Raw genomic sequence first — 15049 nt, 5'->3', positions numbered from 1 at the left:
TTCATGATGACCGATGCAGTCAAGCAGGTTGCGGATGAGTTCCCTGATCAAAAGTTCGCTATAGTTGATGGGTTCATTCCAAACAAAACAAATGTCGTCAGCATTCTCTTTAAGGAAAACGAAGGTTCAGCTTTAATCGGAGCTCTCTCAGGCTTAATTGCGGCAAACGATGGTAAGGATACGGTGGGTATTGTCCTTGGTATGGAAATTCCGGTTCTCTACAAGTTCGAGGGTGGTTATAGATTCGGTGTCTCATGGGCCGAAGACTACTACAAGCAGAAGACGGGCAAAGATGTTAACATCAACATATTGCACACGTACACGGGTTCATTCACGGATCCTGCGAAGGGTAAGACTGCCGCTCAGGCACAGCTTCAGCAAGGGGCTTGGGTCATATACCAGGTGGCAGGTGCTGTGGGCCTTGGTGTCTTTGAAGCTGTCAGCGAAAACTTGGAGAGTCAGGGAAAAACTATGGGGCCACCATTTGCCGTCGGTGTTGATTCAGCCCAAGACTGGATTAAGCCCGGTGTTATAATAGCCTCAATGATGAAGCGTGTTGATGTTGGTGTTTACAGAGCCGTTGAAATGGCAGTGAAGGGCAACTGGAAGGGCGGCATAATGGAGCTTGGATTAAACGAGGGCGGTGTTGGAGTAAGCACCATTGAAGACGTTAAGGAAATGTTCAACTCACTTCCCGAAGACACCAAGAAGCAGAAGCTTCAGGAGCTTGGATTCACAAGCGAAGACGAATTATTTGCAAAGCTTGAACAGACAAGAAAGCAAATTCCAGACTGGATCTGGGACGCAGTGAAGGAGCTCGAAGGCAAGATTAAGAGCGGTGAAATAAAGGTTCCGGCTGCAATGGATAAGGACACTATAGAAAAGATTAGAGCAGCCAAGGACTGGAAGGAAATGATGCAATACGCTTGAGTCCTCTCTTTTTTATTTACTCTTGGAGGGATGCTTATGGAAGAGAAGCCACTGATAGAGATGAAGGGAATCGTCAAGGTATATCCAGACGGAACCAGAGCTTTGAAAGGAGTGGATTTCTCGGTTAAAAAAGGTGAGATACACGGTTTGTTGGGAGAGAATGGAGCGGGTAAAACAACTTTAATGAAGATCCTCTCGGGTATGTTGAAACCCACGGATGGTAGAATTTATATTGATGGTGAGGAAGCCGCTTTTAAGAGTCCTGCTGATGCATTATCAAAGGGCATAGGTATAGTCCACCAGCATTTCACGCTGGTTGATGTTTTTGATGCTCTTCACAATATAATTCTGGGAATGGAGGGACATGGGCTCTTCTCCAAGATCGATGTTGGGAGAGCCAAAAGGAAGCTCCAAAAGGTTATGGATGAGCTGAACTTCCAGGTGCCCCTTGACGTGCCTGTGGAAAACCTCCCCGTTGGAGTCCAGCAGAGGATTGAAATTTTAAAGATGCTCTACAGAGATGTTGATGTTCTTATATTGGATGAGCCTACGGCAGTCCTAACACCCATTGAGGTCAAAGAGCTCTTTAGAGTTTTGAATACACTAAAGGAGCAGGGAAAAACCATAATTTTTATCAGTCATAAACTTAGAGAAGTCATGGAAATAACCGATAGGGTAACGGTTTTGAGAAAGGGAGAGTTGATAGGAAGCATAAACACAAGCGATGCAACTCCCCAGATCCTTGCCAGGATGATGGTGGGTAGGGAAGTTGTTCTGAGAATTCAAAAGCCCCCCAAGGAAGCCGGGGAACCCATTCTGGAAGTTAAGGACTTGTGGGTAGTTGGAGACAGGGGAGAAAAGAGTGTTAAAGGACTAACATTTGAGGTTAGAGCAGGAGAAATTTTTGGAATTGCGGGTGTTGAGGGTAATGGGCAAACAGAGCTTATTGAAGCTCTTACGGGCTTAAGACACGTTGAAAAAGGTAAGGTGCTTCTAAATGGAAAAGATATAACGGAAAAGCCCCCCAAAGAGCTCTATGATCTGGGAATAGCCCATATACCTGAGGATAGAACTAATATGGGCTTGATACTCGATATGAGCGTTGCCGAAAATGCCATCCTTGGACTTCAATGGAAGGAGGACTTCAGAGGCCCCCTGGACTCGATAAGGTGGGTGAATGTTAGGAAGCATTCGGAGGAGCTCGTGAGGGAGTTCGAGATCGTAGTCCCGGGCATAGACGCTCCTTTAAGGAGCCTGAGCGGCGGCAATCAGCAAAAGCTCATAGTAGCCAGAGAGGTCAGCAAGAAGCCCCTTCTCATTATAGCTTCCCAACCAACGAGGGGTGTGGATGTTGCCTCCACCGAATACATTAGAAACTATTTGATAAAGCTTAGAAATGAAAACAAGGCGGTTTTACTTGTTTCGGCGGATCTCGATGAGGTAACACAGCTGAGCGATAGAATGGCTGTTATGTATGAGGGAGAATTCGTGGGCGTTGTGAAGCCCGAAGAGGTCACAGAGGAACAGATCGGTCTGATGATGGGAGGTATCCGCATATGAACGGGAAAAACTTTCTAAAACCCTTCATGGAGAGTATAATCGCGGTTACAATCGGAGTGCTGGTAGGTGCCATAGTGCTTGCTTTTTCAGGCTACAGTCCATTGGAGGCTTATAAAGCACTTTTGGATGGAGCACTCGGTTCAAAGTACGGTATAGCATTGACCTTAAGCTCCGCAACACCAATAATGCTGACCGGCCTGACCTTTGCAATAAGCGCCAGAACGGGCATTTTTAACATAGGAGCCGAAGGAACAGTGTACTTTGGTGCAATAGCTGCAATAGCCTTTACAGCAGCTTTTGCAAATCCTCTGATGGGTCTTTTGGGAGGGATACTCTTTGGGGCTGCTTGGTCCCTTCCCGCGGCATTTTTAAAAGTCTACCGCGGGGTTCATGAAGTCATATCCACAATCATGCTGAACTGGATTGCCTTTTTCGGGGCGTTGTATATTGTCCTAGGGCCCCTTGCCAATCCCAACGACCCAAATAAAACAATATCCGTGCCCGAGAGTGCCAGGCTTGGGTTGATATTAAAGGAGACGGACCTATCCTGGGGATTTGTTATAGCGGTTATAGCGGCACTTTTAAGCTACTACCTTCTATGGCACACCGTCCTGGGTTATGGGATGAGGGCAAGTGGATACAATGAGAGGGCATCTAAATATGGCGGAATTAATCCCAAATTGGCAATCATATGGTCATTTGTGATTGGAGGCATTATGAGCGGTCTTGCCGGTGCCGTGGAAGTCATGGGAAGACCTCCGAGCTATGCGATAAGTCAGGGAATGGCTAATATACACGGATACGGTTTCGATGGGATAGGCGTCTCATTGGTGGGAAGAAACCACCCATTGGGCATAATTTTAAGCGGTATATTCTTTGGAATGCTCAAAGCCGGGGCAACATCAATGCAGATTGAAGCGGGGGTTCCTCTTGAAATGGTCAAAGTCGTTCAGGGTATAATCGTGGTTGCCGTTGCTGTTCCTGGATTATGGGATCTGGTTAAGAACCTCTTCAGGAGGGGAAGGCAATGAATGCCCTTGATATGGTAATTTTCAATTTAATGGGTGCTTTGACCGCCATGGTGCCCCTTGTATTGACAAGCGTTGGAGCTGCTGTTAGTGAGAGGGCGGGCGTCGTCAACATTGGATATGAGGGAATCCTCCTAATGTCCGCCTTCTTTGGGGCGATTTTTGCTGAGATGGGAGGCAATGCATGGATAGGTATGCTGGGCGGGGCTTTCATAGGCATGCTCTTTGGGATGCTTCACGGCGCTATAACGGTCTATCTCAAGGGAGACCACATAATTCCGGGCATAGGTATAAACCTGCTGGCACTTGGTGTAGTTGCCTTTGGAATTACTGCCGTCTGGGGAACCGCGGGTCAGCATCAAGTTGCAATTAAAATGGCAAAGTGGTACACTCCATATGGTCCCGTGAGCCCCATGATATTCATTACAATATTGATAACCCTAGTGACCCATTGGGTTCTATTCAAAACTCCCCTCGGGCTTAGAATTAGATCCGTGGGCGAGAATCCCGAAGCGGCAGATGCTCTTGGAATAAATGTGGAGAAGTATAGGTTCTGGGCCACGGTCTATGGAAGTCTCTTGGCCGGACTTGGAGGGGCATATTTAAGCGTGGATTGGCTTGGAACCGTGACCAAAGATATCTCTTCGGGGAGGGGTTTCATAGCCCTAGCAAATATGGTCTTCAGCGGCTGGAACCCGATCAACGCCCTCTTTGGAGGTTTTCTATTTGGATTCTTTGATAACCTCTCAATATGGGTGAGAACAAACCCATCGGTTCAGAATATTGTACCATGGCAGTTCGTGGCAACACTCCCCTATATTGTGACTATAGTTATAGTTGCAGGGGTTATAGGAAAGGTCAGACCGCCGAAGGCAGATGGAAAGCCCTATAAGAGGGAGTGACTAACGTTTTATTTTTACATTTATGACATAAATCTCTCCCTCTTCCCTTACGTATCCCTTTTTTAGAGCGTATTCAAGAAGAGGCCTGAGCTCTATGAATTTCAAGCCATAATTGTTTGCCTTGTTGACGATTTGAGGCCAGTATGCATTCTCCCCTAAATCATCAATCAGCTTTAACAATGCCATAAGTTTTGGACTTTTGGCCATGTCATTCACCTAAACACTTCATCAATGTAAATATGTAAGAAGAAGTAATTAAAGGTTTTGGATGGGATTCAGCAGACTCTTGGAACGGGGTCACCCAGGGGCGGCTCCAAAAATCTTTTGCCCCCTATTCCCGTCTCAAGGATAACCTTTCCCCTGTACTTTTCCATGACCTCCCCTATGATGGCGGCATCCTTCCCATGCTTTGTTCTCCTCATCGCCTTTAGAGCATCTTCCGCATATTCCTTTGGGACGATCATGACAACTTTCCCCTCATTGGCCACATCGTAGGGACTTATGCCAAGCATGTCACTGGCGGCTTTAACCTCTGGTTTTATGGGTATTTCACTCTCCTTCACGAGTATTCCAACGTTTGCCTTATTCGCCATCTCATTCAGAGCATTGCTGAGCCCGCCACGCGTGGGATCCTTCATGGCATGGATGTTCTCCCACCCTATTGCCCCGGCAACTGCGTTGACCACGTCCCATATCGGTGCGACATCGCTTTTAAGCTCGGTCTCAAAGGCAATCCCTTCACGGTGGCTCATTATCGCTATGCCGTGATCTCCGAGGGTTCCACTTACGAGAACGGCATCTCCCACAAGAGCCCCGGCATCGCTCACGGGCCTTTCAGCAATGCCTATGCCCGCTGTAATAACGAAGATACCTATTTTATCCTCAACCACCTTTGTATCCCCGGTTATTATTGAAACGGGAACTTCCCTTGCTGTCTCATCCATGGATTTCAAAATCCTCTCAAAGTTCTCACCCTCAAAGCCCTCGCCGATTATCATAGCATTTGCAAGTGCAAGAGGCTTCGCACCCATCACGCTTAGGTCATTCACCGTGCCGCTTATTGCCAGACGCCCTATGTCTCCTCCGGGGAAAAAGAGAGGTCTCACAGTATGCCCATCTATTGTGAAAACCAGATGCCTATCTCCAAAGGGTATCGATGCGCCGTCATCCAGAGCATCGAGGCCTATACCTCCAGCGGAGGTCAGGGTGAGGTTTCTAAGTATAACATCCCTTATTAGTTCTTCCATGATTTCCCCGCCAGCACCATGTTCGAGCTTAATCCTCATGAGTATCACCAATTATAAATCATCCAACCCCTTTAAAAGCTAAACCCAAACTAAGGGTTTAAAACCTCGCAAAAGCTAAATATCTTTGAAGGAATAATTAACCGGGGTGGGATCATGAATATAGAGGACCATGTAATGTTTACGGCAAGGCATGGAAAATGGGAAGTTGGAGAAAAGCTTGTGGTTATGCATGATGAAAACATAGCCCGCTTTCTCGCAAGAATCTCCAACACGGTTAATGATAAAATTGGAGAGTACCTGATTGATATAATGAACGTCCCTGCTCTAATCTCCCTTGCCGAGGATATCGCCACAAAGGATCTCAAAGAAGTTTTTAAAACCCTAAAATCCCCAGGACTCTCAAGAAAAGCTGGTGCTCTGGTTTTTGAGAAGGATAAGAAAGCTAAGAAACTTGTCGTGGATGTGGCAAAGGCATTTCTGATAAGGGAGACCCTTTCCAGGACTGACTTAAGGGTGAACTATCCCGAGGAGCCCATAAAAGAGCTCCAGGTGGTGCTGCCCTTCAGAGAGGAGCACATAAACTTCACAGCAAAGCATGTTAAAGAAGGTGAGAAGTGGATTGTGGTCAAACGCCTCATGATAGACGAAAAAGTGCAGATGGCAGACATCGCAAGGATTCTGGCGGGCATAAACGAAACCGCCACATTGAAGATTGCTCACTATGCAGATATCAACACAAAGGGGATTAAGGAATATTTCAAAGGCATAACCAAGAAGACAAAAGGAGATGCCCTTGGAATTGCTGTTGAGAAGCTTTTGCACTTCGATCCGGGCAGCTATGCTCCGGAAGGATTCGAAGAATATGCGAGGGTATATGCCCTCAGGATACTTCTGGAGAACCTCGGGATGAAGCTTGATATTCCCGCGAAGAGTCTGGAGAAATATATGGAGAAGAAAGGTTAGTCTCCCCACAGAACCTTTTCTTCCTTTGCTTTTTTCTCCAGGTCGTTTTCGATTTCCTGTTCTTTAGCCTGCTCGAGTATCTTTACCAGAAGCTCGGCCATAAGCCATGAGTTCCATTTGGGATGCTTAACCTCGAATGCCACCTCAAGGGCCCTGTCAACGTTTCCTTCCTTTAGGAGATTCACTGCAATACTTCCAAAGGCAAGGGAGCGGAGATAATTGTCCGTTATCCGCTGTGCGAGGCTTATTGCCTTCTGATATTCTCTCAGTTTTGCATAATATGTGACGACCTTGGTGAGGAGCGCTTCATCCTTGGCCTTATTTCCTATGATGCCTACAAGGGCTTGATATTCGAGAGCAGGTTTCTCCAGAACCCTCCCCATAATGAACTTGCCAACCTTGTTGAAAAGCCCCCCTTCAAGTCTTATCATCAGATCCTCGAGTATCTTTGGATCATCCATTATTCTTGCAGTGAGCTCTATGAGTATCGGGGCCCTTCTCTTCGCTGGGAGATATGAGAGTATGTTTAATGCAAGTTCAACCTCTCCAACTATTCCAAAGCCGATAAGGAGGTTTGTTAGAACTTCCTCTCCGTGATCCTCCGACATGTTCTTTGCGATATTTACGAACTTTTCAAGGGTTGCTCTCGGTGCACCCTGGGTTTTGAGGTGTATTGCGGTTTCTCTTATGCCCTCGGAGAGCCAGTAGGGATTCTGGATTGCATTCAAAATTCTTATGGCACTTCCATACTCCTCCCTCTTCAAATGCACTTTGAGGGTTTCAACTGCCGCTATCGACCTCCAGGGCTCATCCTCAAGATGGTTAACTATAAAGTGCGCTTTTCGCATCTTACCTATCTTCAGGTAGTAGCTTAGGAGATTCAGGAAGTTCTCACTTTTCTTTATTTTATCAACGAGCTCTATCGCATAGTAGAGAGCTTCATCATAGTCCTTAAGCCCCACAAGAGCCTGTATGATTTCCTCTATGAGTTCGTCCCGTGTCGGAAGGGCGAGCCCCTTTGCCATCTCAAAGGCTTGATAAAAAACCTTTTTGTATGCGGGTATCCCGCACTTCGCTATGTATCTCCCGATTTCAATCAATGCCCTGATTAAATACTTTGGATTCTCGATTTCTCTACTTGCTTCGACAGCCCTTGTAAACGCTTCCTTGTATCTTCTGTTCTGAACTCCATAAAGTTCATATGCCATTTTGGCATAGGCTATGGCTCTAAAATAGGGGTCTCTGATTATACTTGCAACTTCAAATGATTCATCAACAACATGTGCAGGAATGATTTCCATAGGCACCCCATTGTCTCTAATTGTGGAATGGAGTATTTAACTCTTCCCCTGTGAGGAGGGTTGAATTAGAATACTACAATAAATCAGAAATGTGAAAGTCGTAAATTAAAACGACAAAAAACGAAATCAGCTTATGTCGTCATAAACCACACTTACAGTTTCTCCATCGTCAAGTGATACGAAGCTAACCTTCAATTTTTTCCCCGTTTTGGGGTCAACTACAACGAAATCCGGTTTGGATAAGTACTGGCTTTTTGGCATCTTCCAAACATCGTCGTAATATCTCCTAAGTTCTTTCACAAACCTTTTAACATTCCTCTTAACTATCGTTGTCATGGATATCACCATTATAATATACAACTTTAAAGTATAAAAGGTTTTCTAATCGTCTTTCGTCAAAAATAATATCGGCAATCGTCGATTCAAATGAAAAAACTAAAATCTGACGCACACCATCGAGCCCCGGGGAACTCCAAGCTCCCTCGCCACGGGCATGCATTTGGCTTTCAAAAGAAAGAAAATCCTCCCATCTTTCAGCTCACTCATCACTTCAAAGTTTCCCTGCCCCTTAGCTATGATAACATCAGCCCGTTCAAAGATTTCTCTGAACTTCTCGCCCGCAAATTCTAGGGGATTTCCAACTATCCTTGAGCCGCTCGATACAATCTTCCCAACTTTTCCAAAATCTGCCTCTTTAAGATCCTCAACAGTTGCATCGTTTATTATGGGGGCTTCTTTTGCCGCAATATAAATTTTTAAAGCGGGATATGCCTCCTCAATTTTCTCCAGAAACAGCCTGTCGAAGTAAATCTCCCCGCAGTTATCCACAAGGTAGAGCAGTGTTTTTGCATTTTCAAGTGATTTGAAGAGTTCTTCACTCTCGTCAATGTAGAGCTCCTCATTTAAGCGATGTTCAATGTCCTCCTCAATTTTCTCCGGGTTATATCCCACGGCAAAATCTATGACATTACCGGCAATTGCCAGCTTTAATGCGTCCTTTAAACCTATCTTAAGCTCTTTTCTGAGCTCCTCCACAACTTTTTTTGCCAGCCTGTTTGAAATCCTCTTATATTCCTTAAAGGGATCATCATTTTCCAGCAACCTATAAAGTTCCAGAAATAGCAGGCTCCCCCCGATTGCGGGAACGGCATTTCTGTGGTAGTATTTTTGCACCGCTTTTGCGGCCACTATCATGGCTTCCTTCCTTTTTTCCAGATCTTCGGTTGCCAGTTCACTTATCTTCTGAGATTGAGTTATGAAGCAGGAGAGGCACTCATAATGGACTTTCATTTTCACCACCAAAGGCTTTTAACCCTTTCACTTTATATCCTTTGGGATTGGCATGAAGCTCGGAGGAATAGATGAAGCGGGTAGGGGCCCCGTTATAGGCCCCTTGGTAATAGCTGCCGTCGTAATAGATGAATCAAAATTGGATAAACTCAGAGAGCTAAATGTGAGGGATTCAAAAAAACTCTCCCCCAAAAGGCGAGAAAAACTGTTTAATGAACTCCTTAAAGTCCTGGATGATCATGTGATTGTCGAACTATGGCCCGATGAGATTGATAACCGTGAAGGAACCCTCAATGATCTGGAAATCGCGGGTTTTATCCGGGCTCTGAATTTTCTCAAGGTTAAACCCGATGTTCTCTACATAGATGCTGCAGATGTTAAGGAAGAGCGCTTTGGAGAGAACATAAAGCGAGAACTTAAATTTTCTCCCAAAATCATCTCGGAGCACAGGGCGGATGATAAATACCTCCCTGTATCGGCGGCATCAATTCTTGCTAAAGTAACGAGAGATCGAGCCATTGAGAGGCTTAAGGAAAAATACGGCGAAATTGGAAGCGGATATCCAAGCGATCCAAAAACCCGGAGATTCTTGGAAGAGTACTACCGGGAGAATGGAGAATTTCCTCCCATTGTGAGGAGGACTTGGAAAACCCTGAGGAAGCTTGAAGCAGAGCTTAGGGAAAGGAAGGGACAGAAGAATATAATGGACTTTTTAGGTTAGGCTCATCTATGTATTGTGATTGAATGGTTTCAAGTTTCCTTAAGCGCTCATTATGAGTGAGCAAAAGTTATTGTCTATTTACAAATTACAAACTCAAAACCAGCACCAGCCAGAATACATATATGAGCCTTGGGTTAATGGCGGACCGGCGGGGATTCGAACCCCGGACCCTCGGCTTAGGAGGCCGATGCCCTGTCCTGGCTAGGCTACCGGTCCAAACTTGCGACCATGTTTCTGTGAAAAGGGAAGGATATTTAAAGTTTACGGTTGAAGAGGAAAGGGGGAGTGTGCAGGTGATAGATGAGGTGGATAGAAAAATTTTGGGACTTCTTCAAAAGGACGGTCGTCTCTCCTACAGAGAGATCGCTAAGGAGCTTAACATCGCCGTCGGCACCGTTCACAACAGGATCAAGCGCATGGAGGAGAATGGGGTTCTCCAGGGCATCCATCCAAAAATAGACTATGAAAAAGTTGGATACGGGCTGACCGCTATAATAGGAATACAGGCACAGGGAAAGAAGATAATCGAAATTGAAAAGGAGATTGCAAAGGACAGGCACGTCATGTGTGTTTACGATGTTACGGGGATTTATGATATCATAGTCATAGCAAAATTTGAGGGAAGAGAGGATATGAACCATTTTGTGAAGACGGTCTTATCTATAGATGGTGTTGAAAAAACAACCACGCACGTTGCCCTTCAGATAGTTAAGGAGGACTTCAACCTGGGAATCTAGGGGTAGATGTGGTAGGAGCCTTCTCTTGATAGAAATCTTTCGGAGAATTCCCTCACACCCTCCACGGGCAGCTTTACTTTCTCACCGTTGACCTTTCCCTCAAATATTAGAGGCTCCCCTATCAACTCTTTGAGCACTTTGAAGTCCTCATTCGCTGAAATCACGGAGTTTCTGACGGCAATATACTCATCAAATTTCACCCTTTTTATGATCCCTTCCATGTGGATTTCAACTCCGCACTCCTCCTCGGAGCAGAAGAATGAGAAGGGCATCCCTATTTCCGTATCGACGACTATGCTTTTCCCCTTAACCCCATAAATCATGAACTCTGTCATTTCTCCACTCTCCTTATCACAAACTCACAGTGAGGATCCCCCTTTGCCTGACACTTCACTTCTTCCCCAATCCATTCACCGCCTTCAATTTCCTCTATCATCTGAGTGAGCGCTCCAGCATCATGGAGATGGACGGCATTTCCAAAGTTGCATATTCTGGGGAACAGATTCTTCGCCTTAACTATAACAACATCCCCTGTTGCCTGGCTCAACTCCATAATACCTCCACCGTTGATCTTTGTGGAGTGAAACATTCTCTTCAGGGATTCCTTTAAATTCCCGTATCTCTGCATATAGAGCTTTCCAATCCCTTGAAACTCATGTCTTCCCCAGAAGTACAGGAATTTCTGTGTATTTTCCTTTCCGAAATATTCAAAGAGACTTTCTATTAGCTTTGCTTCACTTTCCTCATCGATTATCTGCACCCTCTGATTTGCGCTCCAGAGCATTCCATTTTCATCGAGAAACATCGCTTCCTTGAGCTTGTCCAGACTCTCATAATACTCGGAGATAGGTTTTATCCCCCTCTCCGTCTTCACATACACGAAGTAGTTGACAGCTCCTAACGGGTGGGGTGCTTTTTTCACGGCGATTCTTCCATCTCTGGCAGAGAGAATATATGAGAAGGGTATGGTGAGCATGGAGAGGTCTGATGGGGAAATTAAATCCCCTATTATTGCGGATACGGATGTAACACCCTCCAGCGAAACGCTGTTTATAAACCTGGAAATTATCCTAAAAAATTCCTGCTTTCCGGGAAGCGATGCGTATAAAATGGACAGATCATCAATTACAAGAAAATCAAAGTCTCCCTCACGGATTTTATCCCTGATAATTGACGTGCTTATTGGGAGGTCGAGGGGATTTGGGAGTACGTCTTCTCCGGATACCTGGACTCTGGAATATAGATTGGTGTGACCATCGAGTATTTTCAATCTGCCTCTCTTCATAAACCTCTTGTAGTTTATGCCGTATCCAGCGAGCCATTTTAAGAGCAATGAGGGTCTCTGTTTATACTCCACCAAGAGGATTTTATGCCTCTGCTTCAACAGTGAAATTACAAACTGATGCATGAGGACCCTGTGATCCTCATCTATCCCTCCCATCAGGAGTATGCTGTTTTCTTCCCTTATCCCTCCCCTAAGAACATCGTCGAGTATGCCTATCCCCGTCCTTATCATAATCTCACCAGGGCATCTATAGGGATGTTATACTCCTCTTTGAGTCTGTCCAAAACGTCTCCAACACTTATCAGGAAGAACATCCCCTTTGGAATAGAACCGGCCCGCCTGCACATTTCCAGGAGCGCCTTTTGTGTTTCCCCGCTTCTAACGACATCATCAACTATGAGAACCCTTTCGCCCTTTTTAAGCGCCCATGTGGGCAAGTAAAGCGTTAAGATACTCCCCGAAGTGCTCGAGACATAATTTATCTCATAGAACTTTTCCACGCCTACTTCCTTCTTTTTCTTGGCATAAACAACATCGACGTTGAGCTCATTGGCTATATGAACGGCGAGGGGGATTCCATCCGTTGCGGCTGTTAAAACTTTATCAATATCCTCACGTATGTATCTGGAAGCCACAGTTTCAGCGATGAGCGTCATTAGTGCCGTGTCCCCGAGTATCCCCATGTTGTCAAAAAGTCCATGTTCATCGAATCTAATCCTCTTTTTGGCTTCTTCTTCTACGTTTAGATAGGGAGAAAGGACTTCCAGAAGTTCTTTGGATCTCTTGGTACTGGGAAGGACTTTGCCTCTCACATATCTGTTCAAAACAGTTATGGGAAGTCCGGTTATCTTCGATAAATCTTCATAAGTGTAGCTCTTTTTGAGCAGCTTGAGTATTCTAATAACCCTGAGTTTCTCCTTCACAGCTTCGATTTGACTCATATCTTTCCCTCCTTGGAGAGAATATTGACAAGAAAATGTATAAATACATTTCGGTTGTGGATTTGAGAAACAAATCTTTGATGGGATAAAAGAGAAATCATGCAGAGTTTTCGAGTTCCTCGAGGAGCTCCATCTCTTCAATCACCGGCTTCTTTCTTCTCCGCTTAAGTTCCATAACGTGCATGTAACCGTGAAGCATGATGAGCCATTCCATCTCCTGCACCTCCTAATCCCGCTTTTCCACCAATTTTCCTGTTTTTTGGATTTAAAAGCTTTTTCAGACCTTATATGGTACCAAATGGCACTTTCAGACCATAACTCTCCCAAAAAAAGCCTGATGAATGGTTTTAGTTCCTAATGTACATATTTTATCATGAAAAAAGCTCAGATAATCCAGATTTTAAACGAAGTATCCATTTGTGCATTGAATTTTCCAGGTGTTGTGCTTTGGGATAAGGTTCCGGTTTGTGAGGATGACAAGTTTAGAAGGTTACTGGGGGATATACCTAAGGATTATAAACCTCCAACCCCTCTTTGTAATAGGTGGTGAAAGTGGCGTTGGAGAGTTTGGGGAGGGCACTCAACAGTGCTCTGAAAAAGCTTGCACGTTCTACTGTGGTTGATGAAGCCGTTATAAAAGAGGTAGTGAGGGATATTCAGAGAGCTTTGATCACGAGTGATGTTAACGTTCGTCTTGTGCTTGATCTAACCAAAAAAATACAGAAGAGAGCCATAGAGGAAAAACTTCCTCCTGGAATCTCTAGAAAAGAGCACATTGTCAAGATTGTCTATGAGGAGCTTACAAACTTCCTCGGAAAGGAAGCCAAACCAATTGAGATTAAAGAGAAGCCCACAATACTGCTCACGGTTGGTATCCAGGGTTCGGGTAAGACCACAAGCGTTGCTAAACTAGCCCGGTATTTCCAAAAAAGAGGATATAGAGTAGGTGTAGTGTGCACGGATACATGGAGACCGGGGGCATATTTCCAGTTAAAGCAGCTTTTAGAGCCCTTCAACATAGAGGTTGCAGGGGATCCAAATGAAAAGGATGCTATAAAGCTCGCCCGGGAAGGGGTGAAGTATTTCAGGGAGAGGGATGTGGACGTTATAATCGTTGACTCGGCGGGAAGGCATAAGGAGGAACATGGACTTATAGAGGAGATGAAGCAGATAAGCGGTGCCATCAACCCCCATGAGGTCATTCTCGTGATAGATGGAACCATAGGACAGCAGGCTTACAATCAGGCACTGGCATTTAAGGAAGCAACACCAATAGGTTCTATTATTGTAACGAAGCTCGATGGAAGCGCCAAGGGTGGAGGAGCCTTATCTGCAGTTGTTGCGACGGGAGCACCCATAAAATTTATAGGAACAGGGGAGAAGATAGAAGACCTGGAAGCATTTGATCCAAAGCGTTTCGTTTCAAGGCTCCTGGGCTTGGGCGATATTCAGGGATTGCTGGAGAAATTTGAAGAACTCAGCAAGGAACACGAATTCAAAGAGGAGGACATGGAAAAGTTCCTCAAGGGTAAGTTCAATCTCAAGGATATGTATGCCCAGCTCGAAGCAATGCAGAAGATGGGTCCCTTGAAGCAGATACTCCAGATGATTCCCGGTATGAGCTATTCCATACCTGAAGAATTCACGAGGGAGGGCGAGCAAAAGCTTAAGAAGTTTAAGGTCATAATGGACTCGATGACTGAAGAGGAGCTTGAGCATCCGGAGCGCATCAATTATTCACGGGTAAAGAGGATAGCTAGAGGTTCAGGAACATCTGTGAGGGATGTTAAGGAGCTTTTAAACCAGTACAACCAGATGAAAAAGTTCTTTAAGGGGATGAATAAGAGGAAGCTTTCCAGACTTGCCAAGAAATTTGGTGGAATGGGTTTAGGAGGGTTTGGAATATGATAGAGGCATTTGTTTTGGTTGTGGTAAAGCCCGGGAATGAGGAGAAAGTCTACAATGCCCTGAAGGACTGTGAGCCGGTAAAGGAGATATTCAGGGTTTATGGAGAGTATGACATAATCCTGAGGGTTGAAGTTGGCTCAATTGGAGAGCTCGATAGCTTCCACGACAGGATATTGAGGAAGGTGGGAAGTGTTGAAATGACGGAAACTCTAATAGCCAGCTCCTACAAGGGGTGA

Annotated in this window: 18 protein-coding genes and 1 tRNA gene; 10 read left to right on the top strand and 9 right to left on the bottom strand. The window is 45.2% G+C overall.

Annotated elements, in window-relative coordinates:
• The 4 genes from ACXJGZ_RS05485 to ACXJGZ_RS05470 all read left to right on the top strand — a co-directional run.
• Window positions 1-930, top strand: a 930-nt coding sequence (locus ACXJGZ_RS05485; RefSeq protein WP_456398500.1) for a BMP family lipoprotein, incomplete at its 5' end; no start/stop codon positions are given.
• Window positions 931-966: 36 nt separating this feature from the next.
• The gene (locus ACXJGZ_RS05480; RefSeq protein ID WP_456398498.1) at window positions 967-2490 is read left to right on the top strand and encodes an ABC transporter ATP-binding protein; all 1524 of its coding nucleotides are present in this window, start codon (window positions 967-969) and stop codon (window positions 2488-2490) included.
• A 26-nt stretch (window positions 2491-2516) separates the two neighbouring features.
• Complete coding sequence (locus ACXJGZ_RS05475; RefSeq protein WP_456398496.1) at window positions 2517-3521, top strand: ABC transporter permease; 1005 nt, start codon at window positions 2517-2519, stop codon at window positions 3519-3521.
• Window positions 3518-4420, top strand: a complete 903-nt coding sequence (locus tag ACXJGZ_RS05470; RefSeq protein ID WP_293253221.1) for an ABC transporter permease — start codon at window positions 3518-3520, stop codon at window positions 4418-4420. The genes ACXJGZ_RS05475 and ACXJGZ_RS05470 overlap by 4 nt, the downstream gene beginning before the upstream one ends.
• Here the strand turns inward: ACXJGZ_RS05470 and ACXJGZ_RS05465 are convergent, their stop codons facing one another.
• On the bottom strand, window positions 4421-4636 hold the full coding sequence (locus tag ACXJGZ_RS05465) for a hypothetical protein (RefSeq protein ID WP_293253224.1): 216 nt from the start codon (window positions 4634-4636) through the stop codon (window positions 4421-4423). It abuts the gene before it with no gap.
• A 59-nt stretch (window positions 4637-4695) separates the two neighbouring features.
• Window positions 4696-5706: a hydrogenase expression/formation protein HypE gene (gene hypE / locus ACXJGZ_RS05460; protein WP_456326855.1), complete on the bottom strand. Its 1011-nt coding sequence runs from the start codon at window positions 5704-5706 to the stop codon at window positions 4696-4698.
• A gap of 114 nt (window positions 5707-5820) precedes the next feature.
• On the opposite strand from hypE, the gene ACXJGZ_RS05455 reads away from it, so the two are divergent.
• Window positions 5821-6630, top strand: a complete 810-nt coding sequence (locus ACXJGZ_RS05455) for a DUF2666 family protein (RefSeq protein WP_456398493.1) — start codon at window positions 5821-5823, stop codon at window positions 6628-6630.
• Here ACXJGZ_RS05455 and ACXJGZ_RS05450 read toward each other — a convergent pair.
• From ACXJGZ_RS05450 to ACXJGZ_RS05440, 3 genes are all read right to left on the bottom strand, one after another.
• A complete protein-coding gene (locus tag ACXJGZ_RS05450) occupies window positions 6627-7931 on the bottom strand; it encodes a hypothetical protein (protein ID WP_456326850.1) in 1305 nt (434 codons plus the stop codon). The genes ACXJGZ_RS05455 and ACXJGZ_RS05450 overlap by 4 nt on opposite strands.
• A gap of 126 nt (window positions 7932-8057) precedes the next feature.
• Entirely contained in the window at window positions 8058-8267 is a 210-nt protein-coding gene (locus ACXJGZ_RS05445) for an RNA chaperone (protein WP_456326854.1), read from the bottom strand.
• A 99-nt stretch (window positions 8268-8366) separates the two neighbouring features.
• Window positions 8367-9221 (bottom strand): damage-control phosphatase, encoded by an 855-nt coding sequence (locus ACXJGZ_RS05440; protein WP_456398507.1) that lies wholly within the window; start codon window positions 9219-9221, stop codon window positions 8367-8369.
• Window positions 9222-9273: 52 nt separating this feature from the next.
• On the opposite strand from ACXJGZ_RS05440, the gene rnhB reads away from it, so the two are divergent.
• Window positions 9274-9942: a ribonuclease HII gene (rnhB, locus tag ACXJGZ_RS05435; RefSeq protein WP_456321411.1), complete on the top strand. Its 669-nt coding sequence runs from the start codon at window positions 9274-9276 to the stop codon at window positions 9940-9942.
• Window positions 9943-10080: 138 nt separating this feature from the next.
• On the opposite strand, the gene ACXJGZ_RS05430 is transcribed toward rnhB, so the two are convergent.
• Window positions 10081-10158, bottom strand: a tRNA-Arg gene (locus ACXJGZ_RS05430).
• Window positions 10159-10235: 77 nt separating this feature from the next.
• On the opposite strand from ACXJGZ_RS05430, the gene ACXJGZ_RS05425 reads away from it, so the two are divergent.
• Window positions 10236-10679, top strand: a complete 444-nt coding sequence (locus ACXJGZ_RS05425) for an Lrp/AsnC family transcriptional regulator (RefSeq protein ID WP_456321410.1) — start codon at window positions 10236-10238, stop codon at window positions 10677-10679.
• Here the strand turns inward: ACXJGZ_RS05425 and ACXJGZ_RS05420 are convergent.
• From ACXJGZ_RS05420 to ACXJGZ_RS05410, 3 genes are read right to left on the bottom strand one after another with little or no spacing between them, the layout of a single operon-like run.
• Window positions 10676-11014, bottom strand: coding sequence for a hypothetical protein (locus ACXJGZ_RS05420; RefSeq protein WP_293253239.1), 339 nt, complete (start codon window positions 11012-11014; stop codon window positions 10676-10678). The two genes, ACXJGZ_RS05425 and ACXJGZ_RS05420, sit on opposite strands and share 4 nt — an antisense overlap.
• Window positions 11011-12195: a V4R domain-containing protein gene (locus ACXJGZ_RS05415; RefSeq protein ID WP_456398489.1), complete on the bottom strand. Its 1185-nt coding sequence runs from the start codon at window positions 12193-12195 to the stop codon at window positions 11011-11013. Before ACXJGZ_RS05415 ends, ACXJGZ_RS05420 begins: the two co-directional genes overlap by 4 nt.
• The gene (locus tag ACXJGZ_RS05410) at window positions 12192-12905 is read right to left on the bottom strand and encodes a phosphoribosyltransferase family protein (protein WP_293253247.1); all 714 of its coding nucleotides are present in this window, start codon (window positions 12903-12905) and stop codon (window positions 12192-12194) included. The genes ACXJGZ_RS05415 and ACXJGZ_RS05410 overlap by 4 nt, the downstream gene beginning before the upstream one ends.
• Window positions 12906-13278: 373 nt before the next feature.
• Between ACXJGZ_RS05410 and ACXJGZ_RS05405 the strand changes: the two genes are divergently transcribed.
• From ACXJGZ_RS05405 to ACXJGZ_RS05395, 3 genes are read left to right on the top strand one after another with little or no spacing between them, the layout of a single operon-like run.
• Window positions 13279-13455 carry a hypothetical protein gene (locus tag ACXJGZ_RS05405; protein WP_456321409.1) on the top strand — a complete coding sequence of 59 codons (177 nt, stop codon included), beginning with the start codon at window positions 13279-13281 and terminating at the stop codon, window positions 13453-13455.
• Between the two features lie 2 nt (window positions 13456-13457).
• Window positions 13458-14813, top strand: a complete 1356-nt coding sequence (locus tag ACXJGZ_RS05400; protein WP_456321417.1) for a signal recognition particle protein Srp54 — start codon at window positions 13458-13460, stop codon at window positions 14811-14813.
• Window positions 14810-15049 carry an Lrp/AsnC family transcriptional regulator gene (locus tag ACXJGZ_RS05395; RefSeq protein WP_293253253.1) on the top strand — a complete coding sequence of 80 codons (240 nt, stop codon included), beginning with the start codon at window positions 14810-14812 and terminating at the stop codon, window positions 15047-15049. Before ACXJGZ_RS05400 ends, ACXJGZ_RS05395 begins: the two co-directional genes overlap by 4 nt.

This window comes from Palaeococcus sp. (in: euryarchaeotes), assembly GCF_053987695.1.
This window is presented reverse-complemented; position numbering and strand designations above follow the sequence as displayed.

Bases quoted from the DNA above. Each gene is read 5' to 3' on its own strand.
- ACXJGZ_RS05475 (WP_456398496.1), top strand. From the start codon at position 2,517: ATGGAGAGTATAATCGCGGTTACAATCGGAGTGCTGGTAGGTGCCATA.
- ACXJGZ_RS05470 (WP_293253221.1), top strand. From the start codon at position 3,518: ATGAATGCCCTTGATATGGTAATTTTCAATTTAATGGGTGCTTTGACC.
- ACXJGZ_RS05405 (WP_456321409.1), top strand. From the start codon at position 13,279: ATGAAAAAAGCTCAGATAATCCAGATTTTAAACGAAGTATCCATTTGT.
- ACXJGZ_RS05440 (WP_456398507.1), bottom strand. From the start codon at position 9,221: ATGAAAGTCCATTATGAGTGCCTCTCCTGCTTCATAACTCAATCTCAG.
- hypE (WP_456326855.1), bottom strand. From the start codon at position 5,706: ATGAGGATTAAGCTCGAACATGGTGCTGGCGGGGAAATCATGGAAGAA.
- ACXJGZ_RS05455 (WP_456398493.1), top strand. From the start codon at position 5,821: ATGAATATAGAGGACCATGTAATGTTTACGGCAAGGCATGGAAAATGG.
- ACXJGZ_RS05450 (WP_456326850.1), bottom strand. From the start codon at position 7,931: ATGGAAATCATTCCTGCACATGTTGTTGATGAATCATTTGAAGTTGCA.
- rnhB (WP_456321411.1), top strand. From the start codon at position 9,274: ATGAAGCTCGGAGGAATAGATGAAGCGGGTAGGGGCCCCGTTATAGGC.
- ACXJGZ_RS05480 (WP_456398498.1), top strand. From the start codon at position 967: ATGGAAGAGAAGCCACTGATAGAGATGAAGGGAATCGTCAAGGTATAT.
- ACXJGZ_RS05410 (WP_293253247.1), bottom strand. From the start codon at position 12,905: ATGAGTCAAATCGAAGCTGTGAAGGAGAAACTCAGGGTTATTAGAATA.
- ACXJGZ_RS05445 (WP_456326854.1), bottom strand. From the start codon at position 8,267: ATGACAACGATAGTTAAGAGGAATGTTAAAAGGTTTGTGAAAGAACTT.
- ACXJGZ_RS05420 (WP_293253239.1), bottom strand. From the start codon at position 11,014: ATGACAGAGTTCATGATTTATGGGGTTAAGGGGAAAAGCATAGTCGTC.
- ACXJGZ_RS05395 (WP_293253253.1), top strand. From the start codon at position 14,810: ATGATAGAGGCATTTGTTTTGGTTGTGGTAAAGCCCGGGAATGAGGAG.
- ACXJGZ_RS05415 (WP_456398489.1), bottom strand. From the start codon at position 12,195: ATGATAAGGACGGGGATAGGCATACTCGACGATGTTCTTAGGGGAGGG.